The following is a 25,722-nucleotide window of genomic DNA, read 5'->3' as shown; positions in this document are numbered from 1 at the left end:
ACGTGGACTCCACGCCCGCGCTCGCCGTCGCGGACCTCGTGAAGACGTTCGGCGGTATCAGGGCCGTCGACGGCACCACGTTCTCGGTCCCGGCGGGGTCGATTACGGGACTCATCGGCCCGAACGGTGCCGGGAAGTCGACGCTGTTCGACCTCGTCACGGGCGTACTCACGCCCGACTCGGGCGAAATCCGCCTCCGGGGAGAGGACGTCGTCGGCCGCGCCCCACACGAGGTGGCCGCCGCGGGCGTCGGCCGGACGTTCCAGACGCCGAAGACGTTCGCCGGCATGAGCGTCGCCGACAACCTCGCGTTCGCGGCCACCAACCAGACCGGGGAGTCGGCGCTCAACGCGCTCTTTCGGGGGAAAACGGTCGCCGACGAGGAGCGCGCCGTCGCCGAGCGCGTGGCCGAGACGCTCGACTTCCTCGACCTCTCGCACCTCGCCGACGAGTACGCCCGCGGCCTCTCCGGCGGCCAGCGGAAACTCCTCGAACTCGGTCGCGTTCTCATGCTCGACCCCTCGCTCCTCATGCTCGACGAACCCGCCGCCGGGGTGAACCCCGCGCTCACCGAAAAGTTACTCGAACGGGTCCGCGCGCTCAACGACGAGGGCCGGACCGTGCTCTTTGTCGAGCACGACATCGACCTCGTCATGCGCGAGTGCGACCACGTCGTCGTCATGCACAACGGGGCGACGCTCGCGACCGGTACCCCCGAAGAGATTCGGGCGAACGACCGCGTCGTCGACGCCTATCTGGGGGGTGGCTGAGGTGGACGGCGACACCCGCGCCGACGCCGACGTGGCGGCCGAGGCCGACCTCGACCGCGTCCCCCGCCTCGACGACGCCCTCCTCTCCGTCCGCGGGGTCGAGACGGGATACGGCGACCTCCAGGTGCTCCGCGGCGTCGACCTCGACGTTCGAGCCGAGGAGATAGTCCTCGTCTTCGGCCCGAACGGCGCCGGGAAGTCGACGCTCATGCGCGCCATCTACCGGTTGCTGCCGCTGTGGGCGGGGACGGTCACCGTCGGCGGGACCGACGTCTCGGCGGTCGAGACGGACGACCTCGTCGACTACGGCGTCGGCTACGTCCCGCAGACGGAGAACGTCTTCCCCAATCTGACCGTCTCGGAGAACCTCGACATCGGCGGTGCTGCGGTCTCCGGTTCGAAACGGCGACGCGCCGAACTGTACGACCTCTTCCCGCGCCTCGAAGAGCGTCTGGAGCAACGGGCGTCGACACTGTCGGGCGGCGAACGGCAGATGCTCGCGATGGCGCGGGCGTTGATGGCCGACCCGGACGTCCTGCTCGTCGACGAACCGTCGGCGGGACTCGCGCCGCAGTTGGTCGACCGCGCGTTCGACCACGTCCAGCGGGTCCGCGAGGAGGGGACGGCCGTGCTGATGGTCGAGCAGAACGTCCGCGCGGCGCTCGGCGTCGCCGACCGGGGGTACGTCCTCGACATGGGCGAGAACCGCTTCGAGGGCCCGGCCGACGAATTACTCGCCAGCGACGCGGTCCGCGACCTCTACCTCGGGAGACGCGACGACTGAGCCGTTCGGTTCGTGCGCTCCGCGCCGAAAACGGACGACACCGGCGTCGCCGCCGTCGCCGCCGTCACCCCCCGGGAGTCGAGGGTCGTGGACGACGTACGACACGCCGCGGTCGCTGCGTTTGTCGCGGGCTTCCCCGCAGTGGGGGACAGCCTTCCGACCGGTAGAGTCCCAACACGGCGGTCGGGGGAGCGCGCGAGTCGAAATACGCGTTGAACCCGTGTGCGAGCGAGGGACACGACCACCGAACCCTCGCGGGACCGACGGGGTTTTCGCCGGGGCGAACGCACCCGCGCACATGACAGTCCTCTGTGTCGCCGGCGGGCGGGTCGTCCACCCCGACGGCTCCGTGACGGCGGCGGACGTGCTCGTCGACCAGGACCGGGGCGAAATCGTCGACGTCGGCCCCGACCCGAGTGAGGAAGCCGACCAGGTGCTCGACGCGAGCGGGTCGGTGGTGATGCCGGGGCTCGTCAACGCCCACACCCACGCCGCGATGACGCTCCTGCGAGGCTACGCGGACGACAAGCCGCTCGAAACGTGGCTCCGCGAGGACATCTGGCCGGCCGAGGCCGCCCTCGACTCTTCCGATGTTCGCGCCGGGACCGACCTCGCCCTCCTGGAGATGATCCGCTCGGGGACGACCGCCTTCGGCGACATGTACTTTCACGTTCCCCAGGTCGTCGAGAGCGTCGCCGACGCCGGCCTTCGTGCTCGCCTCGGCCACGGAATCGTCACCGTCGGCAAGGACACCGAGACGGCACACGACGACGTCGACGAGAGCCTCGCCGTGGCCCGCGAGTACGACGGTGCCGCCGGGGGAGGGTTCGAACGGCCGTGATGCCGCACTCGCTCACCACCGTCTCGGACGAGGCGTTCGAGCGCTGCGTCGAGACCGCTCGCGACGTCGGGGTGCCGCTTCACCTCCACGCGAACGAGACGCGCGACGAGGTGGACCCCATCGTCGACGAACGCGGACAGGACCCGCTGCAGTACGCCGACGGCCTCGGCGTCCTCGACTCGACGACGTTCCTCGCCCACGGCGTCCACGTCTCCGAGGCGGAGATCGACCTCCTCGCCGAGCGGGGAAGCAGCGTCGTCCACTGCCCGGCGTCGAACATGAAGCTCGCGTCGGGGATGGCGCCCGTCCAGCGCTACCTCGACGCGGGCGTGAACGTCGCGCTCGGGACCGACGGCGCGGCCTCGAACAACGACCTCGACCTCTTCGACGAGATGCGCGACGCGGCGATGCTCGGCAAACTCGCCGCCGACCGCGCCGACGCCGTCGCCGCGCCCGACGTGGTAGAGATGGCGACGGCGGGCGGTGCCGACGCGCTCGGCCTCCCGGGCGGCCGCATCGCGCCCGGCGAAGCCGCGGACATCGCCGTCGTCGACCTCGACGCGCCCCACCTCACCCCGGTCCACGACGTTATCTCGCACCTGGTGTACGCCGCCCGCGGCTCCGACGTCCGCCACACCGTCTGTGACGGACAGGTGTTGATGCGCGACCGCGAGGTGCTGACGATGGACGAAGAGCGGGTCAAAACAGACGCACGAGAGAAAGCGGCAGCGATGGCCGAGCGCGCCGACTGACTCTCTCCTCGCCCGCGCGTTCTATCTCTCCTCGGCCACCGCGTTCGCCAGCGCGAAACTCGTCACCGAGACCGAATCGCCGATACCGACGGTGCTCGCGGGCGTTTCGACGACGCGGTTCGGGACCGCCACCACGCCGGGCGACGCGACGACGCCGTCCTCACACGGGACGTCGAGGGCGTCAGCGAGTCGGTCGACGGCGTCGATTCCCTTCGCGGATCGCTCGAACCGCGTCGCGGCTCCGAGGTCGTCCGCGCCGGTCACCAGTCCGTCTTCCGCCTTCGCGGCCGCGACGTACGCCGCGACGTCGAAGCCGTCCCGGACGGCCGCGGGCGGGAGGTAGCGGTCGTCGAACGTCGCGAGGAAGTACGACTTCGCGTGGAACGACAGCGCGCCGATTTCTAACTGCTCGCGGACGGCTTCGAGCGTCTCGTACCGGCGGACGATTCCGTCTTCGGTCGTCGGCACCGAGACGCCGAGGTCGTCGCGCAACTGGTCGAGTTCGCGGCCGTCGAGGCTCACCACGTCGGCCTCGGGGACGATTGCCTCGCGCATCTTCTCCCTGATGGCGGGGTCGTGCGTCACCCCGAGTTCGACCTGCACCCGCGCGTGGTCGCCGACGCCCCGGACGAACGACGCGGCGTTGTCGAGACACGTCTCGAACGTCTCCCCGCTCTCGTACTCGCGGTTGACGCTGTGAAAGCCCGAGAGGACCGCACAGCCGACCCGCTCGCCGAGGGTTTCGGCGTGGCCGTCGACGGAGGTGTGGAGGTCGAACTCGTCGGGACGGGACGCCGCGATGAAGCGCGAGGCGTCGGCCGCGGTCGTCCCGAAGAACGTGTCGCCCGCGTCGAACTCGAAGATCCAGTTGAGCTTCGTCTTCTCGGCGGGCGGAGCGTCTTCGAGTCGACGGAGCACGAGTTCCCCCTCGCCACCCTCCTCGTCCCCTTCTGCGACCGGGAACCGGATGCCGTCGGGATGGGTGAACTGCGCGCGTTGCCGTCCGGAGAGCAGATACGTGTAGAAGACGGGGCTCCCGCCGAGCGACGACAGCACGTCGGCCATGATGCCGGCCTGTCCCCCGAGACGCTGTTCGTCCGCGGCGAGCGACGATTCGAGGTCGGCCGCGAACGCGTCGGTCATGGCGCGCTCGTCGCCGCTTCCTCGATTCATGGTCGCCGCGATGGCCGCCGCGAGTTCGCTCCGGGAGTCGAGTCGACCGTCGGGGTCGTCGCCGGGGGGACCGAGAACCGATTCGAGGTCGGCGTCGACGCGCCGGATGCCGTCGACGTTCGCGTTGTACGCACACAGCACCGGGTAGCCGTCGAGCGCGTCCAGCGCGGCCTGGAGGTCCATGTCCGGACCGTCGCCAGCGCGCCTGTTAGTCGTTCTGCCTGCCGCACGTCGTGCGATACTGCGGGTCACCGCTCCTCGACGCGAACGTTCCGGTACGTCGAGACGACGGTGCCGCCGGCGTCGTGGTCGTTGACGAAGACGAGCTTCGAAACGTCACCCTGGAACGCCTCGCCGACGGGAATCTCGTATCGCACCCAGCCGTCGCCGTCGGTGTAGGTGGCGTACGTTCCGTCGAAGTTGTACGCGCCGGTGTCACCGACGGCCTGCGTCCCGTAGAGCTTGTACAGCGGCTGTGTCCCCGTGTTGTCGGTTCCGAGCCCGATGGCGTGAATCTCGCCCTGGTCGGTGCTCTTGAACTCGAAGACGAGCACGGTGTCGGCCGTGACCGTGTAGTCGAAGTCGACTTCCTTCCACGTGTTCCCTTCGAGTCGATAGCTCCCTCCCGACGCCGTCAGCGACCCGCCGCCGTCCTGTCCGTCGGTCGAGTAGCTACTGACCGACGCCGAGGGGTCGGGGACCGTTCCGACCACCGGCACCGAGAACTCGTCGCGGGCGAGGACGCTCCCGCTGGGTCGGTGGACCACCCGAACCGTGGCCGTCTCGCCGGTCAGTCCGTGGCCGACGACGAACGTCTCGCCCGCGGTGAACGCGCCGTCGCCGTTCCCCCGCCGGGTCGCCCCGTCCAGCGAGAGGCGGGTCGTCCCGTCGTCGCCGCTGATAACCAGGCCGACGTCCGCCGCGGCCAGTTCGTCTCCCGACTCGTGGGTCACGCTGACGTTCCGTCCGTCCACGTCCGTGGCCACGGCCGCCGAGACGGGTTCCCGCTGTGCCTCTTCGAGGACCCCACTCGTCGCGTACGCGACGGTTCCTCCGACCACGAGGAGGACCGCGACGAGGAAGACGGTGGCGACGGTGGTCGACTGGCCGCGACTCATTACGGCACGGTTCCCTCGTCGTCGGTTAACGATTTCGTCCGGGTTTTCAACGGTGATATTCACCGGACGCTGCCCCGATGCCTTCGCTTCGGTAGCGTTTTCCCAGCCCTCCCGTAATCGCTACGCATGAGTCAGCCGTCTATCACCGACCGTCTCGGTGACCCCGAGACCGCACGCGAGGAGGGCCGCCGCAAGATGGACTGGGCGATGCAGCACATGCCCATCCTGCAGTCGCTCTCCGGGGAGTTCGCGAGCGAAGAACCGCTCGACGGAGAGGTCGTCGGGATGGCGATGCACGTCGAGGCGAAGACGGCGAACCTCGTCGAACTCCTCGCCGAGGGCGGCGCCGAGGTGGCCATCACGGGCTGTAACCCCCTGTCGACGCACGACGACGTGAGCGCGGCGCTCGACGCCCACCCTCGAATCACCTCCTACGCCGAGCGCGGCGTCGACGACGAGCAGTACTACGCCGACATCGAGGCGGTCATCGGACACGAACCGACCATCACCGTCGACGACGGGATGGACATGGTCGCGGCCATCCACGAGTCGTTTCCTGAACTGATCGACACCATCGTCGGCGGCTGTGAGGAGACGACGACCGGTGTGCACCGCCTCCGTGCGATGGACGCCGACGGGGAGTTGAAATACCCCGTGTTCGCCGTCAACGACACCCCGATGAAGACGCTGTTCGACAACGTTCACGGCACGGGCGAGTCGGCGCTGGCGACCATCGCGATGACGACCAACCTCTCGTGGGCGTCGAAGACCGTCGTCGTCGCCGGCTACGGCTACTGTGGCAAGGGGGTAGCGAAGAAGGCCGCCGGTCAGAACGCGAACGTCGTCGTCACCGAAGTCGAGCCCCGACGCGCGCTGGAGGCGCACATGGAGGGGTACGACGTCATGCCGATGGCCGACGCGGCGGAGGTGGGCGACGTCTTCATCACCACCACCGGCAACCGCGACGTCATCACCCGCGAGCACTTCGAGGTCATGCAGGACGGCGTCCTCCTCGCCAACGCCGGCCACTTCGACGTCGAGGTCAACCTCGACCACCTCTCGGACATGGCGGTCGACCAGTACGAGGCGCGCGACGGCGTCGACGCGTACGAGTTAAAAGATGGAAGACGGCTGAACGTCCTCGCCGAGGGCCGACTGGTGAACCTCGCCGCACCCATCGCGCTCGGACACCCGGTTGAGGTGATGGACCAGTCGTTCGGGGTTCAGGCGGTCTGCGTGCGCGAACTCGTCGAACACGGCGAGGAGTACGGCGCGGGCGTCCACGACGTCCCCGACGACCTCGACCGCGAGGTGGCCGAGATCAAACTCGCCGCCGAGGGCGTCGAGTACGACTCCCTGACCGACGAGCAGGCGGAGTACATGGACTCGTGGGACCACGGGACGTAGACGGTGAGTGTGGAACGTATCGATCGGGAGACGAACCGATAGCAGGGCCCGAACGAGACTGTCTGGACGCCGAGTGAGACAAGCGCGACGACCGTGCGGTCGCCAGAGCGGTGTGGCCACGTCCTCCCCAGCCGATTCCTTCGTGAACCTCCTTTCAGTCGGTCACTCAGTCATCCCTCGCGCGCGAGTCGCGCTCACGGAGAGCGCGACGCCACGCGCCACCCGCACCGCGGTCCGATCCGAAGGCGGTCGGCGCGCGGGACCGAGCGACCGGATGGTGGTGTGAGGAACATCACCACACACCGGGGACTGTCGGATACCTCCGTCCGCTTCACGTCACGGACGGCAAGGCAGTTCCTTCGACGAGGGCGGGGCGGACTCGCCACCGACGGTTTCGGTGCTCGCTCTCGACCGGGTCGTCCCATTTAAGTCCGCCCGAGAACCAACTCCGACGATGTCCGCGAACCGCAAGGGCGACCGCCGAGAGCGGGAACTCGTCAACCGTCTCGACGAGGCTGGCTTCGCCGTGATGCGCGCGCCCGCGTCCGGGAGTGCAACCACGCGCGAACTCCCCGACGTGCTCGCCGGCAACGGCGAGGTGTTCTACGCTATCGAGGCCAAATCGAGCGCCGGCGACCCCATCTATCTCACCGGCGAGGAGGTCGAGGCGCTCATCTACTTCGCACAGAACTTCGGTGCCAAGGCCCGCATCGCCGTCCGCTTCGACCGCGAGGACTGGTACTTCTTCCACCCGGGCGACCTCTACGTCACCGACGGCGGCAACTACCGGGTGAAGAAGGAGACGGCGCTCGCCGAGGGCGAGGACTTCGACGAGTTCGTCGGCCGTTCACAGAAGACGACGCTCGACGACCTGGACTAGCGGGCACGGAACGCGGCCGCTCGGCCGCCTTCTGCCTCGTACCCGACGACAACGGCGTTCGGGATTCAACCCGTACCTCGGTCAGTGGAATCGAGTTCGGGAGGGGAGAACCGAACGTCCCGGCGCCTCAGGCGGCGGACTCGAACCCCGTGGGCGACTCCACCTCGTACCGGGGCGTCCCTTCGGTGTCGCTCGCGGCGCGCTCGGATTCCCCGGTGGCTCCCGACGTTTCGTCGGTCTCGCCGTCGACGGGGAGGGCTCTAGCACGGCGAGCCTGCGGCCCCGTTCCGTCACCCTCGCTCTCTGCCCGGAGTCGGGAGGCCGGGAACCGGTACCGTTTCCGCGGCTCGTCGTCTTCGAGATAGACCGCGTCGACGACGGGTTCGTGCCCGCCGTAGTGTCGATTGGACTCGTAGTCGGCGACGAACCGGCCCTCCTGGGTCTCGACGGCGTCCGCTCGCTCCGTGGTGACGCCGACGACGAGCAGCGCGGAACCGGTCTCGCGGTCGGTGACGACGTCGCCCGGTCGGTGTGCGTGGCGGTCACAGAGCTGTGCGCCCGTCGAATCGAACGGGACGAACGCCTCGCGGCCACAGACCGCACAGACGGACGGTCGCTCGTCCGGCGCGGGGACGCGTCGCTCGGTGACTTCGATGGCGACCCGGCGGAGGTGCTTGCATCTGGAGCCGCGAATCGCGTGGTCCGGACAGGTACAGGTGCGCCGGTCGAGGTCGACGACGTACGTTCCGCCCTCGGTTTCGACGACGTACCGGCGGTCGCGGAGGGGGCGGACGGTCATCGGTTCGGTGCGGGCGCGGAGCGCGCGGCCCGTCGCGCCCGCCGGTGGGAGTCGCGTGTGCTGTGTGTGCTGTGACGCGGGTGTGTGTGCTGGGTGCGTCATGGTGGTGAGAACCGATCGGGGACCGGTTTCTCGTTTCGAGATAGGTCCCCGACGGGCGTAAGTCTTCGTCTCGTCGGCCCGTATCGGCCGATTCTGCCGCTCTCGACCCCTGTTCGCCCTCGCTTCGAAGCACTTTTCAGACCGTCGGGGGAAGCGTCAGCAGACAATGGCCCTCGAAGCGGAGATGCGTCGGAAGATCGTCGTCTCCATCGTCACCGTCCTCGTCTTCATCGGCATCATCATCGGGATCGGCGTGACGTTCAACGACGGCGGCCTCGGCAGCACCGGCGGCCTCGCTCTCATCGGGAGCATCGTCCTGTTCGTCCTCCTGATGGCCGGGGTCGGCCTCTTCCTCTCGCAGTAATCGCGTTCTCTCCGTCCTCGCCTCGTTCTCGCTTTTCGTTCTCGCCTCGTTCTCGCTTGGGCTCGTTCCGCCGCTTCGTCGCCGACGGACCGACGCCTCAGTTCTCGTCTCCCGCGTCCGCGACGCCGACCGCTTCGACGCCAGCACCCGCCTGCGCCTCGACGGCGTGCTTGTAGTACGACAGCGGGTGCGTGATGCGCTCACAGCGTTCGTCGCGGTTCACGCAGTCGCCGTACGCCTGCATCGTCGCACACGACGGCGAGGGGTACTGCACCCCCTCCCGGTCGCGGAGGAACTCGGCCTGCGTGGTCGTCGGTTCCTCGTCGAAGCCCGCGACCGACGCGATGGTGTCGCCGTCGAGGCCGATGGCGACCAGAAACGCCGTGAGCGAGAAGCGCGACTCCGGCGGGAGCGTCTCGCCCCCGCGACTCCGTTCGAGGAGCGCCTTGACGCACGGCGGGAACAGCGAGGGTTCGACGACGCTCACGCCCGACGTCGGCGCGTGGCCCGCCGTGAGCAACTGTCGAACCGAGGCCAGGGCGGGTTCGAGACCCGCGGCGAGGTCCGGGTTGCGCTCGCGGACGTCGAACGGGAGGCCCTCGGCGACCCGCCGGTGGACGGCCTCCTCTACGAGGCGGTCGAGTTCCGCCCGCTCGACGCGGACCCTCCCCTCCCGGACCTCGCGGTTGACGAGCCGCCAGTCGTCGCCCCAGTCGGGGTCAGAGAACGTGAGGTACGTCGTCAGCCCGACCCAGTACCAGCCGCGACCGCTCCGCTCCCGCCCGGATTCGGGCTCGGCGTCGATGCCGAACTCCGCGAGCACCTCCTCGCGGGTGACGCCCGCGCGTTCGACGCTCCGCAGGCCGTCGTCGTCGGACGCGAAGTCCGTCTCGAACCGTTCGGCCGCCGTCGCCGCCTCCGCGGCCGCGTACTTCTCGACGGCCGTGCTGTCTTCCACCAGTGAGACGAGGATGCGCGCGATGGGGTACGAGAGCAGTTCGTCCCTGGGGTCCCACCGGTCGGGCTCTTCGGGAGCGGTCGTTCCAGCCGTGAGCGCCCGCTCGACGCGCTCGCGGGCCCGCCCGACGGCCGGTGCGTCGCGCTCCACCAGCCCGATGAGCGACAGGTCCGCCTCTCGCACGGCCTCTCTCGCCGCGCTGAAGAACGGGTACCGCGCGTGACGCACCTCCCGTGACATCTGATGTGCGTTGCGGGCCGCGTCGAATAAACACGGCGGTTCCCCCCACTCGTCCCCTCACCGCTTTTCGTTTCCCGCCCCCTGTTCGTCCGCTTCCGTGTGGTCTATTTCCGTGTGTGCGCGACGTTCCGTATGGACCTCTCGGCTCCGCCCGCCGTCCTCCTCCTCGCGTTCCTCCCGGCGCTCATGTGGGGCTTCACTCCCGTCATCGAGAAACGGGCGCTCTCGGACGGCGGGACGCCGCTCCAGGCGGCGTTCACAGTCGTCGTCGTCGACTCCTCGGTCTATCTGGTCGCGCTCGCCGTCCTCCAGGACGACCCGTTCGGCGACCTCACGCTCGGGACGCTCGCCGTCTTCGCCGCCGCCGGTGCCGTCGGAACCGCCCTGGGCCGCCTCGCCATCTTCGCCGGCAACGCCCGCGTCGGCGCGAGCATCTCGAGTGCGGTCGTCAGCGCCCGCCCGCTGTTCGCCACGGCGCTCGCGGTCGGCTTCCTCGGCGAACCGCTCACGCTCCCGACCGGCCTCGGCATTCTCGTTCTCGTCCTCGGTCTCGGCGTCCTCTCGGTCGCCAAGGGCGGGGACCTCGGCGGCTGGTCGGGGAGGGACCTCCTCGTCCCGCTGGTCGCCGCGGCCGCCTTCGCCGTCGGTAACGTCGCCCGACGGTGGGGGCTCTCGGCCGCCGAGGCCACGCCGCTCGAAGCCGTCGCCGTCAACGAACTCGCCGCGCTCGTCACGCTCGGAGCGTACGTCGCCGTCGCCGGTCGGAACCGGGTGCTTGGCCGCCCCCGACGGTCGTATCTGGTGTTCGCCGTCAGCGGCCTCATCACCGCCGTCGCGCTGCTCTCGATGTTCACGGCGCTGTCGCACCCCGAAGGGAGAATCGCCGTCGTCGACCCGCTCATCGCGACGGCCCCGCTCTTCACCGTCGTGTTCTCCTGGCGACTCCTCGGGGACCTCGAACGGGTCACCCGCGGGGTCGTGGTCGGCGCGCTGTTGGTCGTCCTCGGGGCCGCGCTCGTGACTGGGGGTCCCGCACTGCTGCCTGGCTGACGCCGCTCGCGCCGCGCCGCCTCACCGAGTCCTCCCCGTACCCTCAAGTACGATACCGAAGCCACTCCCCGGTGTGCGTTGACCGTCGCGGGGGGTGACTCACGGTCGTGCGGCACACCACCTTCCGAAGCCGACGTGCCGCCTGTTCGCCACCCGCGTTTCGTCCTCCGTGCCGTCGACCACGGCACCTATTACGGGTGACTGCCAAGCGGGGGGCGTGCCGCGGTTCAGCTACCCCTGTCCGGCCTGTCGGAGCACGAACAGCCTCCACGGCACCGACTGCCGGTTCGAGGGGACGCCGTGGGCCGAGGTGGAACGCGCGTACATCGACCTCCTCGCCCGCCTGTCGGCGTCGCCGCTCCGCGAGGACGCCCTCAGGGGGGAAGTCGAGTGGTCGGCGCTCCACGAGGCGGCCCTCCGACAGTTGAAACACGAGGACCGCCTCACCGAGCGCAACGGCGTCCTCCGCCTCCGCACGGCCGAGGAGTACCGCGAGGAGGTGTCGGAACCGGCGGTCGAACCGCTCCGGACCATCTACGAGTACGGGTCGGTCCCGGGCTGTCACGACAACGCCGTCTTCGCGATGATCGCCTGGTACGAGATGGTCGGTCTCTCGTGGGCCGAGACGAAGGAGAACGTCGTCGCGTGGCTCCATGAGAGCGGAACGTGGGGCCGCGGCGGCTTCGAGGAGACCGACCCCGGGGAACTCGTCGAGAAGAAACGCCACGTCTACGAGGCCGGCTACGGCTGGAAGGAGAAGGCCGAGTCGGCGAAACGGGTCATCGACCGTCATCGGGGCTGAGGGAAAAAACCGACAGGCCGAAGCACCTCCCCCTGCTCCGACTGGTATGGCTGTCCCCGAGGCGTCCACGGCCTCTCTCACCCCGCGCCGTGCGCTCGCTACCGTCATCTTCGTCGTCTTCTTGGACCTCGTGGGCTTCGGCGTCGTCATCCCCATCCTCCCCTTCTACGTCCGGAGCTTCGGCGTCAGCGACGTCTTCATCGGACTCCTCGCGGCGTCGTACTCGCTCATGCAGTTCGTCTTCGCTCCGCTCCTCGGTCGGATCTCCGACTCCCGGGGGCGACGCCCGGTGCTCATGCTCTCGCTCGCGGGGAGCGTCGTCGCCTGGACCGTGTTCGGGCTCGCCGGCGAGGTGCTTTCGACCCTGGGCGTCGTCGCCGGCGTCACGACGCTGTTCGCCTCGCGGATGCTCGCCGGGGCGATGGGCGGCAACATCGCGACGGCCCAGGCGTACGTCGCGGACGTGACGCCCGTCGAGCGTCGCGCCGCCGCGCTCGGACTCATCGGCGCCTCGTTCAGCCTCGGCTTCATCTTCGGCCCGGCACTGGGTGGCGTCCTCGCCAGTGACGCCGTCGTCGCCCTCGCCCGCGACGCGTTCCCCGCTGTCGTCCCTGCCTCCCGGTTCTCGCTCCCCTCGTTCGGCGCGGCGACGCTCAGCCTCCTCGCGCTCTGTTCGGCGGCGCTGTTCCTCCCCGAACCCGAGCGCACGCGCGGACCGGCGGAGCGGGTGACGATCGTCGGCGGCTTCGTCGAGGCGCTCTCGAACCTCCGGCTCAGAGCCCTCGTCGTCTCCTTCTTCCTGCTCTCGCTGGCGTTTTCGGGCGTGCAGGTGATGTTCATCCCGTTCGCGGCCGACGTCTACGGTTACGACGCCACCCAGACCGCCTTCTTCCTCACCTACATCGGCTTCCTGGGCGCGGTGAACCAGGGCGTCCTCGTCGGTCGACTCTCCGCGCGCTACGAGGGGACACGGCTCGCCGTCGTCGGCGCGTCCGTGCTCCTCGTCTCGCTCGTCCTCCTCCCGTTCTCCCCGGACGTGGGCCGACTCCTCCCGACGCTGGGCGGCCCCGCGTGGTTCACCCGCGAACTGTTCGTGCTGCTCGTCGACGGCGCGTTGCTCTCGTTCGGGAACAGCCTCCTGAACGTCTCCCTGTCCACCCTCGTCTCGACGCGCGCAAGCGCCGACCGTCAGGGCAACGCCTTCGGCGTCACTCAGGGTGCGGGAAGCCTCGGGCGCACGGTCGGCCCGCCCGCGATGGCTGCGCTCTACGTCGTCGGCTTCCCGCTCCCGTTCGTCGTCGGCGCGGTCATCCTCGCTCCCATCGTGTACATCCTCGCGCGGTCGGCCCGTGACCCGACACCGACAGCGTGAGCCTCCTCAGTGTCGTTGCAGATACTGTTCTCTCTTACTGACTCTCATTTTTGCGTAAATTTTTGGTCGACGCGCACGAACGACGACTGATGCTCCCGGGGTTCTCGCCGCTGGCCTTCGGGTCGCTCCTGGCCGGCGGCACCTCACTCGCGCTCGCACTGTACGCCTGGCGCGAGCGGACGGAACCGGGGTCGACCGCCTTCGCGCTCCTGATGGTCGGGTCGACGGTGTGGTCGCTCTCGTACGCCGTCGCGCTCACGGCCTTCGACCCGGGAACGCGGGTGTTGATGGAGGTTCCCATCGAGGTCGGAAAGGCGCTCGTCGCCCCCGCCTGGCTGGCGTTCGCCCTCGGCTACACCGGCCGCGGGGAGTACCTCACCCGGCGTACCGTCGCCGGCCTCGTGGCGTTCCCGGCGGCGACGCTCGTCGTCGTTTCCCTCCCCGCACTGCGGCCGCTCATCTGGACGAACTACCGCGTCACGCCCACGCTCGGCGCGGCGACGGTCTCGTACGACCCGACGCTCTGGCACTACGCCCACGCCGCTTACGGCTACGTCCTCGTCGGCGCGGGGATGGCGCTCCTCGTCGACGCGCTCGCCTCACACACCAGGCTGTACCGCAGACAGACGCTCGCGCTCGTCGTCGGTTCCCTCTTTCCGACGGTCGCACACGTCAAGCGCACCTTCCAGTTCGGCCCGCTCGTCGCCGTCGACTTCACGCCGATGGCGCTTTCGGTGACGGGGCTCACGTTCGGCTACGCGCTGTTCCGTTTCGACCTGTTCGACCTCGTCCCCGCGACCAGTTACCGCGGTCGTCGGGGGGCCATCGACGACCTCGGCGTCGGCGTGGTCATCGTCGCGAACGACGACCGCGTCGTCGAACTCAACGAGGAGGCGAAACGGCTGTTCGGCGGCACCGACGCCGCCGTCGGCGACCCCCTCGCGGCGTTCCTCCCCTCCGACGTCGACGCGGAGATGCGTACGGGCGACGGCGGGACGTTCGACCTCGATGTCGACGGACACCGACGCACGCTCGAGGCCGTCCCCTCCACCATCGACGACCCCCGCGGAAGCCCGGTCGGTCGGACCATCGTCCTCAACGACATCACCGAGCGCGAGGCCCGCCGCCAGCGGCTCGACGTGTTCAATCGAGTCCTCAGACACAACCTCCGAAACGAGATGACTGTCGTCTTGGGCTACGCCGAACTGCTCGCCGAGTCGCTCTCCGACGAGGAAGCGCGCTACGCCCGGACGATTCACGAGCGCTCGACGGCGCTCGCGGACCTCGGCGAGAAGGCTCGCGGCTTCGAGGAGATGCTCGACTCCGCCGACGTCACGACGTCGGTCGCCCTCGACGACGTCGTCGCGGAAGTCGTCACGGACGTCGTCGACGACGCCCCTGACGCGGACCCAGATGTGAGCCTGGACGTGCCCTCCGAACTGACCGTCGAGACCAACGAACAGGTCCTCACAACCGTCCTCTCCGCCGTCGTCGACAACGCCGTCACACACAACGACGGTCCCTCTCCCTCGGTCTCGGTGACGGCTCGGACGGCGACCACCGACGGCGGCGACGGCGACAGTCGCGTGGACGACGTCGTCATCGAGGTCGAGGACGACGGGCCGGGCATCCCTGACGACGAACTCGGGGTCGTCACCGAGGGGGAGGAGACGCCGCTCACGCACGGCAGCGGGCTCGGCCTGTGGCTCGTTCAGTGGGGGTGCCGCTGGCTGGGTCCCGACCCCGAATTCGAGGTGACCGAGAACGGAACGACGGTCCGGTTCCGGCTCTGAGACCGGGGCGTTCTCGTCAGTCCGTGTCGTCCGTTGTGAGTTCACGGACGGAGTCGACGGGAACCGAGACGCCCGCGTCACGCCACGTCGCGAGCGCTCCGTCGGCCGCTTCGACCGAGAGCACGCCTCGCTCGACGGCGCGGGCGACGAGGCCGACGGACCCCGTCGTCGGGACGCCGTAGGTGGCGGCGACCGCTCGGACGTCCCGGTCGTCCGTCGCCAGGGGGACGCCGGCGGCCCACGCCTGGTACAGAACCGACGCCTCGCTCCGCGAGAGCCGGTCCAAGAACTCGGGCTTGCGTTGCCGGACGAGCGACCCCGCCACGGTGATGTCGCCGGTCGACGACTCGTCGAGCGGATCCGAGAGACCGGCGAGCGCCCGCGTGAGGGGTTCGAACCCCGCCACGACGCCCGCGTCGAGTTCGGCGCGAACCGCGTAGGAGGTGCGGGGGTTGTCGACCGTCTCGGGAACGACCCCGACGAGGTCGGCGACTGCGAGGTTCGCGAGGACCGTCGCGTCGAGGTAGAGCCGGTCGTACGACGCTCGTGACTCGCTGTCGGCGGTCATCTGACCGCGCGAGCGACGTCGAGTTCTCCCCGCGCCGTCCCCGTCGCTTCGCTCCCGAGTCGGAGTTCGACGCTCGACGCCCGGAGCGTCTCGGCCAACTCGAACCGCGAACAGTTCGCTCGCTCCGCCGCCTGCCCGAGCGTCAACTCGCCGAGGGCGTACTGGCCGACGGCCGCGACGAGCCGCTCGTCCGTCTCGTTCGGACCCGAGTCTGTCATTCTCGGAGACGTACTCGGTCGCTCAGTATGAAAGTACGGTTCGACTCCGGCGCCGACGCTCGCGTCCGGACGGGAGCGGGCGCGCGTCGGAGAATCAGCGCGTTCGGTTCGGGAGGCCACGGCCGCTTCCGGTCGCCACGCCTTCGGGTGAACGCCCGCTCAGTTGCTCTGGATGCGCGGTGCGAGCATGTACGTGACCTGCCCCTGCCCCTCGGCGATACTGTAGTGGAGTTTGACCGGGAACTCCTCGCCGAGGTCGACCGTCACCTCGGCGTCTTTCGGAATCGCCTTGTTCATGTCTTTGAGGTAGTCGAGCGAGAACAGCGAGTTCGCCGGGCCCGCAGAGAGCGAAATGAGGTCGGCCTTCGTGAGCGTGAGGTCGACGTCGTCGGTGTCGCCCTCGGCTTCGATGTGGAACGTCTCCTCCTCCTCGTCGACGCGCAGCGAGATGTGGTCCGAGACCATGTCGGCGGCCTTGATACCGCGGTCGAGCTGGGCGCCTTCGAGGACGATGCTGGCGGGGAGGTCGAGGTCGGGAATGTCCGGCTCCTTCCGAATCGAATCGGGGTCGATGAGCGCCAGCGTGTACGACAGTTGCGAGTCCGCCGTGTCGATCTGGATGTGGAGTTTGCGGGTCTCCTCGTTGAGTTCGAGGTGGACGAGGTCGTCGGCGTTCGCCATCTTCGCGATCTCTTCGAGTCGGTTGAGGTTGACGCCGATGACCCCACCGTCGGCCTCGTACGACTCGAACGCGGCCGCCTCCAGGGTGAGGTCGACCATCCCGACGTTCGCGGGGTCCACGGCGGTGATCGAGAGGTCGTCTTCGTTCAACCGGATCTTGCACTCCTCGACGAGGACGCTCACTGAGTCGAGCGCGTCGCGGAGCGTCGCGGCGCTCACGATGGCGTTGAACATGTACCCGCAGGTAGGACAGCAGTCTTAAAAATACTCCTGATTCGGCGTCTCTCGTGCGTGCCGTGTCCGTGACGCCGACCATCCCACTCGGATCGAGCCCTCGCTCACGTCTCCCCGGTTATCGTACATGTTCAGAGAATACCAAAATATATTACAGATAATTTGAAGTGATACGCCTCCGAACAGTCGGTGTCCTGTGGCGTGCAGGACGCCCCGGATGGCTTCGATTTCATCCCCCCTCCCCGGATGAAGACCCACCGGGTCTCCCCTTTCCTTCCTGTGCTCGGAGGAAACGTATCGATATGCGTATACTACTGTTTCCCTGGTAGACGCACCGTCGCCGAGCGGGCGTCCCGGTCTCACCCCGCCTTTATGTGTGAGGCCGTTGCTCTTAGGACCGTTCGTACGAGCGGTTCGGGACGGACACAGCGGCACGAACTCCCAGAGAGATGACGGCTATCGAGGTATCAGGGTTGAGCAAATCGTACGACGGGGTCCTCGCTAACGACGACCTGACGTTCACCGTCGAGACGGGGGAAGTGTTCGGCTACCTCGGCCCGAACGGGGCGGGCAAGAGTACGACCATCCGGACGCTCCTCGGGTTCCAGTCGCCCACTGCGGGCTCTGCGACCGTGCTCGGCCACGACGTTCGAGAGCCGAGAGAGCTCCGCCGAGCGAAAGCACACATCGGCTACCTCCCCGGCGAACCCGCCTTCGACGGCAGCGTCACCGGCGAGGAGTTCCTCGACTATCAGGCGGCACTGAAGGGTGACAGCCGACGCGACGAACTCCTCGACCTGTTCACGCCGCCGCTGGAGAAACGGATCCGGGAGTACTCGACGGGGAACAAGCAGATGCTCGGCATCGTCCAGGCGTTCATGCACGACCCCGACCTGCTCATCATGGACGAACCGACGTCGGGACTGGACCCGCTCAAACAGGCGGCGTTCAACCGGTTCGTCCGTGACGAGCGCGACGCGGGCAAGACGGTGTTCTTCTCCTCGCACATCCTCGGCGAGGTCAGACGCGTCTGTGACCGCGTCGGCATCATCCGCGACGGGCGACTCGTCACCGTCGAGGACGTCGACACCCTGCTGGAGCGCGGCGGCAAGCGCGTCCACCTTCACACCGCGGAGCCACTCGACGAGCGCGACTTGGCGCTCGACGGCGTCGTCTCCTTCGAACAGGTCGACCGCGAGGTGCGGTTCACGTTCGCGGGTGACTACAACGACCTTCTGGCCGCGCTGAGCGACCACGTCGTCGTCGACCTCGAAATCGAAGAGCCGCCCATCGAAGAGGTGTTCATGCACTTTTACGGTGAGACGGACGCTGAGTCGGAAGGGTCGACACCGTCCGACGAACCCGGAGGCCCCCGCGATGTTTGAGACGATGCGGTACGAGTCGCGGCGACGCGTCAAGGGGACGGCCGCGCTCACGGTGCTCCTGGCGGCGTTCATCGGCCTCGTCATCTACATCTACCCCTCGTTCGCCGAGTCGACGGCCGAGATAGACGCGCTCCTCGAAAGCCTCCCCCAGGCCTTCCGCGAGGGCTTCGGGGCCGCGTCGTACGCGACCATCGAGGGGTTCCTGTCGGCGGAGGTGTACCAGTTCCTCTGGGTGCTCCTTCTGGGGCTGTACTTCACGTACGCCGGCGGCGGCCTCCTCGCGACCGACATCGAGACCGGGCGGCTCTACATGGTGCTCGCGACGCCCGTCTCGCGGACGCGACTGGCGCTGGAGAAGTTCCTCTCGCTCGTCGTCCCGCTCGTCACCCTCAACACGGTGATTCCGCTGTTCGTCTTCGGTGCCTCCATCGCCATCGGCTACGTCGTCGACCCGTGGCACCTGTTCTTGGTCCACGTGCTGTCGGTTCCGTACCTGCTGGTCTGTTCGGGTATCGGGCTCGTGCTGTCGGCCGTCGTCGACCGCGGCGACGTCGCCCAGCGGAGCGGCATCGCCCTCGTGTTCTTGCTGTTCATGCTCGACTCGGTCACCGTCGAGACCGACTTCGAGTGGCTCGGTACCGTGAGTCCGACCCGGTACTTCGACCCCACAGAAATCCTCTTAGAGGAGACGCTCGACCTCGAAGGGACGCTCCTGTTGCTCCTCGTCGCCGCCGTCCTCCTCGTGGTCGGACTGGCGCTCTTCCAGCGGAGGGATATCTGATGGCTCCGTCCCGTGTCCGACGCCGCGAGACGCCCCTTCCGCCGCTCGGTTCCGCTCCTCGACACGTTATCGCCCCCAGCGACCACCCAGCCACCGTACCGAATCGAGACGCCACTACCCCCCACCCGACCCCATCTCACCCGACCTCACAGCAATGAACACACGATACTGGCTCGTCGCATGCGTCACCGTCCTCGTCGCGGCGAGCGTCCTCGCACCGGCGGTGCCCGCACAGTCGACGACCGACGGACAGGTGCTCGGCCGACCCGACCTGTCGGTGACGACGTCGACGCCCGTCCTGACGCCCGGCGGCGACCAGTCGCTCACGCTGGAGATTCTGAACGACCCGGACCTCCGGCAGACGGGGCCGGAGCGGTACGAGACCCGCGTCACGACGGCGCGCGCCGTGACGCTCGACATCGACGACAGCGGCCTCCCGTTCGACGTCCGCCAGCCGTCGGTGGCGGTCGGGGAGGTCCCGCCCGGGAAGACGACGGTGCCGCCGGTGACCGTCACCGTCCCCCAATCGGCGTCCCCGGGGACGTACGAGATTCCCGTCGACGTGACGTACTCGTACACCCGACTGGTGTCGTACGACGACCAGCGCGTCAGCTACTCCGAGGGGCGACGAACCGTCGACGGCGAGGTGACCGTCCGCGTCGACTCTCGCCCCCGATTCGAGGTCCGCGAGACGCGCTCGACGCTCCAGGTCGGCGACACCGGCACCGTGGCGGTCACGCTCGCGAACGTCGGGTCCGAGACGGCCCGGGACGCCCGCGTCTCGCTCGTCTCGGCGTCGACGAACGCTCGAATCACCGGGAACGTCGGCGGAAACATCAGCGAGGCGACGACCGTCGCGGAAGTTTCAGCGGCCGAGACCGCCGTCTACGTCGGCGAGTGGGCTCCCGGCGAGGCGCACGCGGCGACGTACACCGTCGCCGTCGACGAGGACGTCGACGCCGAGTCGCTCGCGTTTCGTGCCCGCGTCGAGTACGAGGACACCGACGGCGTCACCCGCACGTCGCGGCCGCTCTCGTTCGGCGTCCGGCCCACCCCGGAGCAGTCGTTCGCGCTCGAAGACGTCCGGACGGACCTCCGCGTCGGTCGAACCGGAACCGTCTCGGGAACCGTCGTCAACACGGGGGAGACGCCGGTCGGAAACGCCGTCGTCGTGTTCTCGACGGACTCTCCCGCCCTCGTCGCCCAGCCGAGACGCGTCGCGGTGTCGGGCCTCGACCCGGGCGACACGGCGACGTTCTCCTTCGAAGTCGACGTCGCCGACGACGCGACGGCGACGACGCACCAGGCCGATTTCTCCGTCGAGTACCGAAACCAGCGAGGACAGCGCCGCGTGAGCGACCCGCTCGAACGGACTATCGAAGTGGCGCCCGAACGCGACCGATTCGAGATCACGCCGGTGAACGCCACGTTCGAGATCGACTCCGACAACCGGTTCGTCGTTCGCATCACGAACCGGGAGTCCGTCGCTCTGCGCGACGTCCGCGCGCGCATCAACGCGACGCCCCCCTTCACCAGCGAGTCCGACACCGCCTACGTCGACGAACTGGCGCCCGGCGAATCTGCACTGTTGGCCTTCGAGGTAACCGTCTCCGAGGACGCCGTCACGACGACGACGGCGGTCGAAGTCACCGTGGCGGCGCGCGAACCCGACGGCGACCGGATACGCGACGGGCCCTACTTCGTCGAGACGCGCGTCACCGAACCGAGCGGTCCGGGCAACACGACGTTGCTCGGCCTCGGTGCGCTCGCCGTGGTGCTCGTGCTCGGTGCCGGGTGGTGGTGGCTCCGTCGGTGACACGGTAAGCGCGCCGTCGACACCATCCGATGTGCCTTTCCGAGTCGACGGCGTTTCTCGGGACATGAACGCAGATTCGCCGGTCGCCTCCGCGTGGACGACGGCAGAGAACTCGGTGAGGAACACATGACTGGCCGAGACGAGTACTACAACCGGTCCAAGCAGGAAGGATACCGCGCTCGCTCGGCGTACAAGCTCAAACAGTTGGACGAGGAGGCGGGGCTGTTCGGCCCCGGCAACACCGTCGTCGACCTCGGTGCCGCGCCGGGCGGGTGGCTCCAGGTGGCCGCGGAGGCCGTCGGCCCGCAGGGGCGGGTCGTCGGCGTCGACCTCCAGCGCATCAAACCGCTGGATGACCACGACGTCGTCGAGACCATCCGGGGCGACATGACCGACGAGGAGACCCGCGCTCGCATCACCGAACTCGTCGGCGAGGAGGGCGCGGACGTGGTCGTCTCCGACATGGCGCCGAACATGACCGGCGAGTACTCGCTGGACCACGCCCGTTCGGTCCATCTGGCGCGGCAGGCGTTCGAGACGGCGATGGTGGTGCTCGCGACCGGCGGCGACCTCGCGGTGAAGGTGTTCGACGGCCGTGACCTCGCGGACCTCCGCGAGGAGATGGAAGGCGAGTTCCAGTACGTCCGGTCGATCCGACCCGACGCCTCCCGCGACGCCTCTTCCGAACTGTATCTCGTCGGCAAGCACCGCATCACGGCGCCCGTCCGCACCGGCGACGAACTCGACGTCGAAATCGAGGACGTCGGCGGCGAGGGCGACGGCATCGCCAAGGTCGAGGGCTTCACGCTGTTCGTCCCCGGCACCGAGACGGGAGAGACGGTCCGCGTCCGGGTGACGGACGTGAAACCGCGGTTCGGGTTCGCCGAACGGCTGGACTAGTCCTCGCCGTCCGCGCGGCGCTGCCCCCGGGTGGCGCGTTCGACGATGAGGTCGAGTCCCAGCCGGATGGTACAGTCGCCCCGCCACGCGCCCCGACACCGACCGGTCGCGACGATGTCGGTGAACGACGTGTAACTCCCGCAGTTCGGGCACCGTACTCCCCGTTCCATCGCGTCGTCCTCGGAGAGACGGATCCTGCGGCGGTCGGGCATACGTGGGCTACGTTAGCACGGATGATAAACTAGACCGAAATTTTCGTCCGCGTTGTATCGACAGAACTCCGCAGTTGTCCGGTTCTCTTTCGCCAAATCACTCGGTCGTCCACGACCCCGACGTCGGGTCGTCGGGGTCACTGCGTACGAACCGCACCACCCCGTAGACGAACGGCGTGTCGACCACCGCGATGAGCAGTTTCAGGAGGTACTGGCCGACGGCGAGCGCGAGGAGCGCGGTTCCCGAGAGCGCGAACCCGACTCCGAGGAGACGGGGGGCGACGTAGAAGCCGACGCCGACGAACAGGACGGTGTCGATAGCCTGTGAGGTCGCGGTGGAGCCGATGTTGCGGAGCCAGAGGTGGGCCCCGTCCGTGCGGTCGCGGAGCGCGTGGAACACGAGGACGTCCCAGTTCTGACTGACCACGTAGGCGACGAGGCTCCCGAGGACGATGTTCGTGCTCGCGCCGAGCACCGTCGCAAACTGGCCGGGGTCGACGCTCGCCGGTGCCGCGGGCGCGAGGATGGTGCTCCACACCAGCGCGAGGAGGACGAAGTTCATGACGAAGCCGACGTTGACCATGACCTGTGCCGGGCGGCGACCGTACAGTTCGGCGTAACAGTCGGAGGCGAAGTAGGTGAGCGCGTACGCGAGCGCCGCGCCCGGGAGGGTGGCCGTCGCCCCGACGACGGGAAGCGAGGCGGGGAGCGGAATCGCGAGCACCTTCGCCGCGGTGAGTTGGGCGGTGACGAGCGCCGTGACGAACAGCGCGATCAGCGCTGTGCGAGCGGTCTCGCGCCTACTCATCCTCGATGCGACCGTGTCGTTTGTCTATCTCGTCGAGGAGATCGAGCGTCTTGCGGATCGACGCCCGGATGGCGTCGGAGCGGTTGACGAACTTCTTGTCGTCGCCGACGTGTTCGTCCAGGTCGGCGAGCAACTCGTCGGGCACTTCGACGCTTATCTTGGCCATACCCGAGGATTCTCACGAGAATACTTACGCTTACGCTTTCGCACACGACGAGGGGTCCGCCGTGAGTTCGTCGGGTTCGAGGCCGGCTTTCTCCGTGCTCACTCGGGGGGGACTCGACGGCCGAGTGTCGTTTTCTCCGACGCTGGAGGGTTAGACGAGAGGGACGGGGAGCGGAACGGCGACAGGCGACAGTAGAGAGCGCGCGGTGTACGGGCGCGGTGCGGCCACACCCTCCCCAGCCGACTCCCTCACACGTCCGCCGTCCGCGGCTTCGCGAGGTTCCGCCGTCCGCCGAGGGTGATGACGTACAGGATTCCCAGCCCCGCGCCGTACGCGGCCATGAGCGGGACAGTAACGAGGAACATCGTGATGACGTCCGCCGGGGTAAAGAGCGCCGCGAAGGCGAGGATGCCCACCGTCACCTCGCGCCACCGCTCCCGCATCGTCCGGTAGCTGATGCCGGCGGTGTTCAGAAGCACCATGAGGACGGGGATGTCGGCGAGGAGGCCAATACCGGCGGTGGTGAAGAAGATGAGCCAGAAGAAGTTGGTGATGCGGTAGGCGATGATCATGTTCGACTGGACGGCGTCGGCCACGAGGAACGAGATGATGGTCGGGGCGACGTAGCCGTAGCCGAGCGCGAACCCGCCCAGGAGGCCCGCGGTGAGCGCGCCGGCCCAGCCAAAGACGGCCCGCCGACGCTGCCGGACGATGTTTCGTTCGCGCAGCGCGGGCCACGCGTAGTACGCGATGACGGGCAGCGTCACCAGCGCGGCGATGAGCGTGGAGAACTTCACCTCGAAGATGAGCGCCTCCATCGGGTGGAGGGCGACGACGGTGATGTTCTGGTCCGGCGTCACCTCCGCCGGGAGTTGCGAGAGGAACTGGTCGAAGACGTCGCCGATGCCGCCGGTGTAGAGCCAGCCGAACACCCCCGCGAGCGTGATTCCGAAGACGGCGGCGATGCGGAACGACTTCGAGGTCACCGAGTCGAAGACGAACGCGATTTCGTCGTAGTAGCCGCCGACGTCGTCCTCGTCCTTCTCCCCCTCGGTCAGTTCGGAGAGGAACGTCCCCGTCGCCCGTTCGGTGCGGTCGGTCACGTCCTCGACGGGGTCCTGCTCCTCGGCCGCTTCCCGGGCGTCGCGTTCCTCCTCGGCGGCGTCGAACCGGTCGAGGATAGCGCGCGCTTTGTCCTTGTCGCCGACTTCCATCGCCTGGCTCGACAGCCGGAGCGCCTCCGACTCCTCCATCTCGGCGAACGCCTCCGGCGGGGCGGCCTTGACGCCCATCGCGTCGAGTTCCGAGAGGTCGATGTCGGCCGGGTCGCCGACCGTTCCAGGGGTGGCGCTCCCGGCGAGCGCGACGATGTCGGTGTAGACGAAGTACATCGCGGCGAAGACGAGCGCGACGAGGCCCGCGACGGCGACGTACGCGTACAGCAGCGACTCTCCGGGGGCGACGGCCCGGTAGTCGGAGCCCGCCGCCGCGAGGAGGTCGTTCGCTGCGGCGACGCCACCGTAGGTGAAGAAGCCGTAGGCGGCGACCCCGCCCAGGACGGCCACGCCCGCGAGGAGGTTCCACCGGGTCGTGAGCGTCCGTTTGAGGTCGAGGCGGTCCGAGCCGCGGCGGGCGGTCGTGACGACCCGCGCGAGGTACAGCGAGAACGCGTACAGCACGATGACGGGAGTCGCCCACAGCACCTGCGTGAAGGGGTCCGGCGGGGTGAACAGCGCCCCGGCGAGGAAGATGCCGGCGATGGCGTGGCGCCACTTCTCGCGGAACGTCTCGTAGGGGACGATTTCGGTGTACGAGAGCGCCGTCATCACCAGCGGGAGCTGGGTGGCGAGGCCGAACGAGACTGTGAGGAGGAAGATGAACTGCGCCCACTTGACGATGGAGTACGTCGGGGCGAAGCCCGCCGCGATGGCGTTGTTCGCGAGGAACGCGAACGTGAAGGGGAAGAACACCAGATAGCCGTACGCGACGCCGAGGACGAACAGGACGACCATCGTCGCGACGATGACGACGAGCTTCCAGACGGGAATCGGTGAGGACGGCCAGAGGTTCCGCGCTCGCAGCGCGTCCCTCGAGAAGTAGATGAACGGCGGGACGGCGAAGAGGACGCCGACGACCAGTCCGATCTTTGCCTGCAGGAGGATGACGTCGAACGGCGTCTGGGCGATGATTTGGACGCTTTCGGCCGTCAGCGAGTTCATCTTCGCCTCGGTGATGCCCTTGAAGAAGTCCCAGACGTACAGCCGAAGCGCGTAGAACGTCCCGAGGAAGCCGACGAGGAAGACGATGAACACCTTCTGGAGGTCCTTCTGCGCCGCTCGCAGCATCGCACCCGCCGTCTCCCGTCCCTGTGCGATGGTCTGGCGAGTGTCCTCGTCGAGCGCGCTAGACATACCTGATGGAAGTCAGTTGGTCGTTATCAACCTTTTTCATCTTCGTTCTCTCCTTCGTCGGCGGTGGCTCGCATGCGAGTCGATGGAAAAAGGCCTATAACCGCCGGGTGGCCTACTCCGAACCAATGGGTGACGATTCGGAGCCGGACGGGTCCCGACCCGACGACGCGGACGACTCGGCCGACGCCGACGCGGTGGTCGAGGCCGAACGCCCGTCGGACGCCGAGCGCCCGGCCTCGGGAGCTGATTCCACTCCTGGCGCCGGCTCCGACTCCGATACTGACACTGACACTGACGCGGACGCGGACGCCGACCCCGACGCTGGCTCCGATTCGGA

24 protein-coding genes and 1 pseudogene are annotated in these 25,722 nt (G+C 68.4%); 14 read left to right on the top strand and 11 right to left on the bottom strand.

The features are described 5' to 3' along the window. Window positions 1–2: 2 nt before the first annotated feature. The 3 genes and pseudogenes from C2R22_RS19445 (at window position 3) to C2R22_RS19430 (ending at window position 3,147) form a co-directional block, all read left to right on the top strand. Entirely contained in the window at window positions 3–770 is a 768-nt protein-coding gene (locus tag C2R22_RS19445) for an ABC transporter ATP-binding protein (RefSeq protein WP_216824758.1), read from the top strand. Between the two features lie 31 nt (window positions 771–801). Continuing rightward, the gene (locus C2R22_RS19440) at window positions 802–1,554 is read left to right on the top strand and encodes an ABC transporter ATP-binding protein (protein ID WP_103427757.1); all 753 of its coding nucleotides are present in this window, start codon (window positions 802–804) and stop codon (window positions 1,552–1,554) included. Window positions 1,555–1,852: 298 nt separating this feature from the next. Continuing rightward, window positions 1,853–3,147: pseudogene (locus C2R22_RS19430) on the top strand (amidohydrolase). Window positions 3,148–3,168: 21 nt separating this feature from the next. Here C2R22_RS19430 and C2R22_RS19425 read toward each other — a convergent pair. Together C2R22_RS19425 and C2R22_RS19420 are read right to left on the bottom strand one after the other, a co-directional pair. After that, window positions 3,169–4,503 carry an ADP-dependent glucokinase/phosphofructokinase gene (locus C2R22_RS19425; RefSeq protein ID WP_103427232.1) on the bottom strand — a complete coding sequence of 445 codons (1,335 nt, stop codon included), beginning with the start codon at window positions 4,501–4,503 and terminating at the stop codon, window positions 3,169–3,171. Window positions 4,504–4,568: 65 nt separating this feature from the next. Then, on the bottom strand, window positions 4,569–5,438 hold the full coding sequence (locus tag C2R22_RS19420; RefSeq protein ID WP_103427231.1) for a hypothetical protein: 870 nt from the start codon (window positions 5,436–5,438) through the stop codon (window positions 4,569–4,571). 126 nt (window positions 5,439–5,564) lie between these two features. On the opposite strand from C2R22_RS19420, the gene C2R22_RS19415 reads away from it, so the two are divergent. Both C2R22_RS19415 and hjc read left to right on the top strand, forming a co-directional pair. Further along, window positions 5,565–6,845: an adenosylhomocysteinase gene (locus tag C2R22_RS19415; RefSeq protein ID WP_103427230.1), complete on the top strand. Its 1,281-nt coding sequence runs from the start codon at window positions 5,565–5,567 to the stop codon at window positions 6,843–6,845. Between the two features lie 454 nt (window positions 6,846–7,299). After that, complete coding sequence (hjc, locus tag C2R22_RS19410) at window positions 7,300–7,725, top strand: Holliday junction resolvase Hjc (RefSeq protein ID WP_103427229.1); 426 nt, start codon at window positions 7,300–7,302, stop codon at window positions 7,723–7,725. 127 nt (window positions 7,726–7,852) lie between these two features. On the opposite strand, the gene C2R22_RS19405 is transcribed toward hjc, so the two are convergent. Continuing rightward, window positions 7,853–8,626 carry an SWIM zinc finger family protein gene (locus C2R22_RS19405; protein WP_109745704.1) on the bottom strand — a complete coding sequence of 258 codons (774 nt, stop codon included), beginning with the start codon at window positions 8,624–8,626 and terminating at the stop codon, window positions 7,853–7,855. A 166-nt stretch (window positions 8,627–8,792) separates the two neighbouring features. Here C2R22_RS19405 and C2R22_RS19400 point away from each other — a divergent pair, with 166 nt between their 5' ends. Then, window positions 8,793–8,990: a DUF7472 family protein gene (locus C2R22_RS19400; protein ID WP_103427228.1), complete on the top strand. Its 198-nt coding sequence runs from the start codon at window positions 8,793–8,795 to the stop codon at window positions 8,988–8,990. 97 nt (window positions 8,991–9,087) lie between these two features. On the opposite strand, the gene C2R22_RS19395 is transcribed toward C2R22_RS19400, so the two are convergent. After that, on the bottom strand, window positions 9,088–10,188 hold the full coding sequence (locus C2R22_RS19395; RefSeq protein WP_103427227.1) for a DNA primase large subunit PriL: 1,101 nt from the start codon (window positions 10,186–10,188) through the stop codon (window positions 9,088–9,090). 132 nt (window positions 10,189–10,320) lie between these two features. Here C2R22_RS19395 and C2R22_RS19390 point away from each other — a divergent pair, with 132 nt between their 5' ends. The 4 genes from C2R22_RS19390 to C2R22_RS19375 all read left to right on the top strand — a co-directional run bounded on the left by C2R22_RS19390 (window position 10,321) and on the right by C2R22_RS19375 (window position 15,205). Then, window positions 10,321–11,238, top strand: a complete 918-nt coding sequence (locus C2R22_RS19390) for a DMT family transporter (RefSeq protein ID WP_103427226.1) — start codon at window positions 10,321–10,323, stop codon at window positions 11,236–11,238. Between the two features lie 217 nt (window positions 11,239–11,455). Next, window positions 11,456–12,040, top strand: a complete 585-nt coding sequence (locus tag C2R22_RS19385) for a DUF7474 family protein (protein ID WP_103427225.1) — start codon at window positions 11,456–11,458, stop codon at window positions 12,038–12,040. Further along, window positions 12,030–13,412 (top strand): MFS transporter, encoded by a 1,383-nt coding sequence (locus C2R22_RS19380; RefSeq protein ID WP_343125786.1) that lies wholly within the window; start codon window positions 12,030–12,032, stop codon window positions 13,410–13,412. Before C2R22_RS19385 ends, C2R22_RS19380 begins: the two co-directional genes overlap by 11 nt. 89 nt (window positions 13,413–13,501) lie before the next feature. Further along, the gene (locus tag C2R22_RS19375; RefSeq protein WP_103427223.1) at window positions 13,502–15,205 is read left to right on the top strand and encodes a histidine kinase N-terminal 7TM domain-containing protein; all 1,704 of its coding nucleotides are present in this window, start codon (window positions 13,502–13,504) and stop codon (window positions 15,203–15,205) included. Between the two features lie 16 nt (window positions 15,206–15,221). Here C2R22_RS19375 and C2R22_RS19370 read toward each other — a convergent pair whose 3' ends face one another. The 3 genes from C2R22_RS19370 to pcn form a co-directional block, all read right to left on the bottom strand. Then, the gene (locus C2R22_RS19370) at window positions 15,222–15,773 is read right to left on the bottom strand and encodes a hypothetical protein (protein WP_103427222.1); all 552 of its coding nucleotides are present in this window, start codon (window positions 15,771–15,773) and stop codon (window positions 15,222–15,224) included. Then, window positions 15,770–15,991 (bottom strand): UPF0175 family protein, encoded by a 222-nt coding sequence (locus C2R22_RS19365; protein WP_103427221.1) that lies wholly within the window; start codon window positions 15,989–15,991, stop codon window positions 15,770–15,772. Before C2R22_RS19365 ends, C2R22_RS19370 begins: the two co-directional genes overlap by 4 nt. Window positions 15,992–16,150: 159 nt before the next feature. Continuing rightward, complete coding sequence (gene pcn, locus C2R22_RS19360; RefSeq protein ID WP_103427220.1) at window positions 16,151–16,906, bottom strand: proliferating cell nuclear antigen (pcna); 756 nt, start codon at window positions 16,904–16,906, stop codon at window positions 16,151–16,153. A gap of 449 nt (window positions 16,907–17,355) precedes the next feature. On the opposite strand from pcn, the gene C2R22_RS19355 reads away from it, so the two are divergent. The 4 genes from C2R22_RS19355 to C2R22_RS19340 all read left to right on the top strand — a co-directional run bounded on the left by C2R22_RS19355 (window position 17,356) and on the right by C2R22_RS19340 (window position 21,788). Next, on the top strand, window positions 17,356–18,291 hold the full coding sequence (locus C2R22_RS19355; RefSeq protein WP_103427219.1) for an ABC transporter ATP-binding protein: 936 nt from the start codon (window positions 17,356–17,358) through the stop codon (window positions 18,289–18,291). Then, the gene (locus tag C2R22_RS19350; RefSeq protein WP_103427218.1) at window positions 18,284–19,072 is read left to right on the top strand and encodes an ABC transporter permease; all 789 of its coding nucleotides are present in this window, start codon (window positions 18,284–18,286) and stop codon (window positions 19,070–19,072) included. The genes C2R22_RS19355 and C2R22_RS19350 overlap by 8 nt, the downstream gene beginning before the upstream one ends. Before the next feature lie 154 nt (window positions 19,073–19,226). Then, the gene (locus C2R22_RS19345; RefSeq protein ID WP_103427217.1) at window positions 19,227–20,888 is read left to right on the top strand and encodes a COG1361 S-layer family protein; all 1,662 of its coding nucleotides are present in this window, start codon (window positions 19,227–19,229) and stop codon (window positions 20,886–20,888) included. Between the two features lie 126 nt (window positions 20,889–21,014). Further along, window positions 21,015–21,788: a 23S rRNA (uridine(2552)-2'-O)-methyltransferase gene (locus tag C2R22_RS19340; RefSeq protein WP_103427756.1), complete on the top strand. Its 774-nt coding sequence runs from the start codon at window positions 21,015–21,017 to the stop codon at window positions 21,786–21,788. Here the strand turns inward: C2R22_RS19340 and C2R22_RS19335 are convergent. The 4 genes from C2R22_RS19335 to tatC all read right to left on the bottom strand — a co-directional run bounded on the left by C2R22_RS19335 (window position 21,785) and on the right by tatC (window position 25,385). Beyond that, window positions 21,785–22,000: a hypothetical protein gene (locus tag C2R22_RS19335; RefSeq protein WP_103427216.1), complete on the bottom strand. Its 216-nt coding sequence runs from the start codon at window positions 21,998–22,000 to the stop codon at window positions 21,785–21,787. The genes C2R22_RS19340 and C2R22_RS19335 overlap by 4 nt on opposite strands. Window positions 22,001–22,097: 97 nt before the next feature. Further along, complete coding sequence (locus tag C2R22_RS19330; RefSeq protein ID WP_103427215.1) at window positions 22,098–22,808, bottom strand: queuosine precursor transporter; 711 nt, start codon at window positions 22,806–22,808, stop codon at window positions 22,098–22,100. Then, window positions 22,801–22,974, bottom strand: coding sequence for a ribbon-helix-helix domain-containing protein (locus C2R22_RS19325; RefSeq protein ID WP_103427214.1), 174 nt, complete (start codon window positions 22,972–22,974; stop codon window positions 22,801–22,803). The genes C2R22_RS19330 and C2R22_RS19325 overlap by 8 nt, the downstream gene beginning before the upstream one ends. Window positions 22,975–23,222: 248 nt before the next feature. Continuing rightward, window positions 23,223–25,385: a twin-arginine translocase subunit TatC gene (gene tatC, locus C2R22_RS19320; protein ID WP_103427213.1), complete on the bottom strand. Its 2,163-nt coding sequence runs from the start codon at window positions 25,383–25,385 to the stop codon at window positions 23,223–23,225. Between the last annotated feature and the right edge of the window lie 337 nt (window positions 25,386–25,722).

This window comes from Salinigranum rubrum (genome assembly GCF_002906575.1).
Classification (GTDB): Archaea; Halobacteriota; Halobacteria; order Halobacteriales; family Haloferacaceae; genus Salinigranum; species Salinigranum rubrum.
This window is presented reverse-complemented; position numbering and strand designations above follow the sequence as displayed.

What these genes read in the sequence shown, in the direction of transcription:
- C2R22_RS19390 (WP_103427226.1), top strand. Translation starts at nt 10,321, where the DNA reads ATGGACCTCTCGGCTCCGCCCGCCGTCCTCCTCCTCGCGTTCCTCCCG.
- C2R22_RS19335 (WP_103427216.1), bottom strand. Translation starts at nt 22,000, where the DNA reads ATGCCCGACCGCCGCAGGATCCGTCTCTCCGAGGACGACGCGATGGAA.
- hjc (WP_103427229.1), top strand. Translation starts at nt 7,300, where the DNA reads ATGTCCGCGAACCGCAAGGGCGACCGCCGAGAGCGGGAACTCGTCAAC.
- C2R22_RS19395 (WP_103427227.1), bottom strand. Translation starts at nt 10,188, where the DNA reads ATGTCACGGGAGGTGCGTCACGCGCGGTACCCGTTCTTCAGCGCGGCG.
- pcn (WP_103427220.1), bottom strand. Translation starts at nt 16,906, where the DNA reads ATGTTCAACGCCATCGTGAGCGCCGCGACGCTCCGCGACGCGCTCGAC.
- C2R22_RS19375 (WP_103427223.1), top strand. Translation starts at nt 13,502, where the DNA reads ATGCTCCCGGGGTTCTCGCCGCTGGCCTTCGGGTCGCTCCTGGCCGGC.
- C2R22_RS19340 (WP_103427756.1), top strand. Translation starts at nt 21,015, where the DNA reads ATGACTGGCCGAGACGAGTACTACAACCGGTCCAAGCAGGAAGGATAC.
- C2R22_RS19350 (WP_103427218.1), top strand. Translation starts at nt 18,284, where the DNA reads ATGTTTGAGACGATGCGGTACGAGTCGCGGCGACGCGTCAAGGGGACG.
- C2R22_RS19330 (WP_103427215.1), bottom strand. Translation starts at nt 22,808, where the DNA reads ATGAGTAGGCGCGAGACCGCTCGCACAGCGCTGATCGCGCTGTTCGTC.
- C2R22_RS19400 (WP_103427228.1), top strand. Translation starts at nt 8,793, where the DNA reads ATGGCCCTCGAAGCGGAGATGCGTCGGAAGATCGTCGTCTCCATCGTC.
- C2R22_RS19425 (WP_103427232.1), bottom strand. Translation starts at nt 4,503, where the DNA reads ATGGACCTCCAGGCCGCGCTGGACGCGCTCGACGGCTACCCGGTGCTG.
- C2R22_RS19345 (WP_103427217.1), top strand. Translation starts at nt 19,227, where the DNA reads ATGAACACACGATACTGGCTCGTCGCATGCGTCACCGTCCTCGTCGCG.
- C2R22_RS19415 (WP_103427230.1), top strand. Translation starts at nt 5,565, where the DNA reads ATGAGTCAGCCGTCTATCACCGACCGTCTCGGTGACCCCGAGACCGCA.
- C2R22_RS19405 (WP_109745704.1), bottom strand. Translation starts at nt 8,626, where the DNA reads ATGACGCACCCAGCACACACACCCGCGTCACAGCACACACAGCACACG.
- C2R22_RS19370 (WP_103427222.1), bottom strand. Translation starts at nt 15,773, where the DNA reads ATGACCGCCGACAGCGAGTCACGAGCGTCGTACGACCGGCTCTACCTC.
- C2R22_RS19355 (WP_103427219.1), top strand. Translation starts at nt 17,356, where the DNA reads ATGACGGCTATCGAGGTATCAGGGTTGAGCAAATCGTACGACGGGGTC.
- C2R22_RS19325 (WP_103427214.1), bottom strand. Translation starts at nt 22,974, where the DNA reads ATGGCCAAGATAAGCGTCGAAGTGCCCGACGAGTTGCTCGCCGACCTG.
- C2R22_RS19420 (WP_103427231.1), bottom strand. Translation starts at nt 5,438, where the DNA reads ATGAGTCGCGGCCAGTCGACCACCGTCGCCACCGTCTTCCTCGTCGCG.
- C2R22_RS19365 (WP_103427221.1), bottom strand. Translation starts at nt 15,991, where the DNA reads ATGACAGACTCGGGTCCGAACGAGACGGACGAGCGGCTCGTCGCGGCC.
- tatC (WP_103427213.1), bottom strand. Translation starts at nt 25,385, where the DNA reads ATGTCTAGCGCGCTCGACGAGGACACTCGCCAGACCATCGCACAGGGA.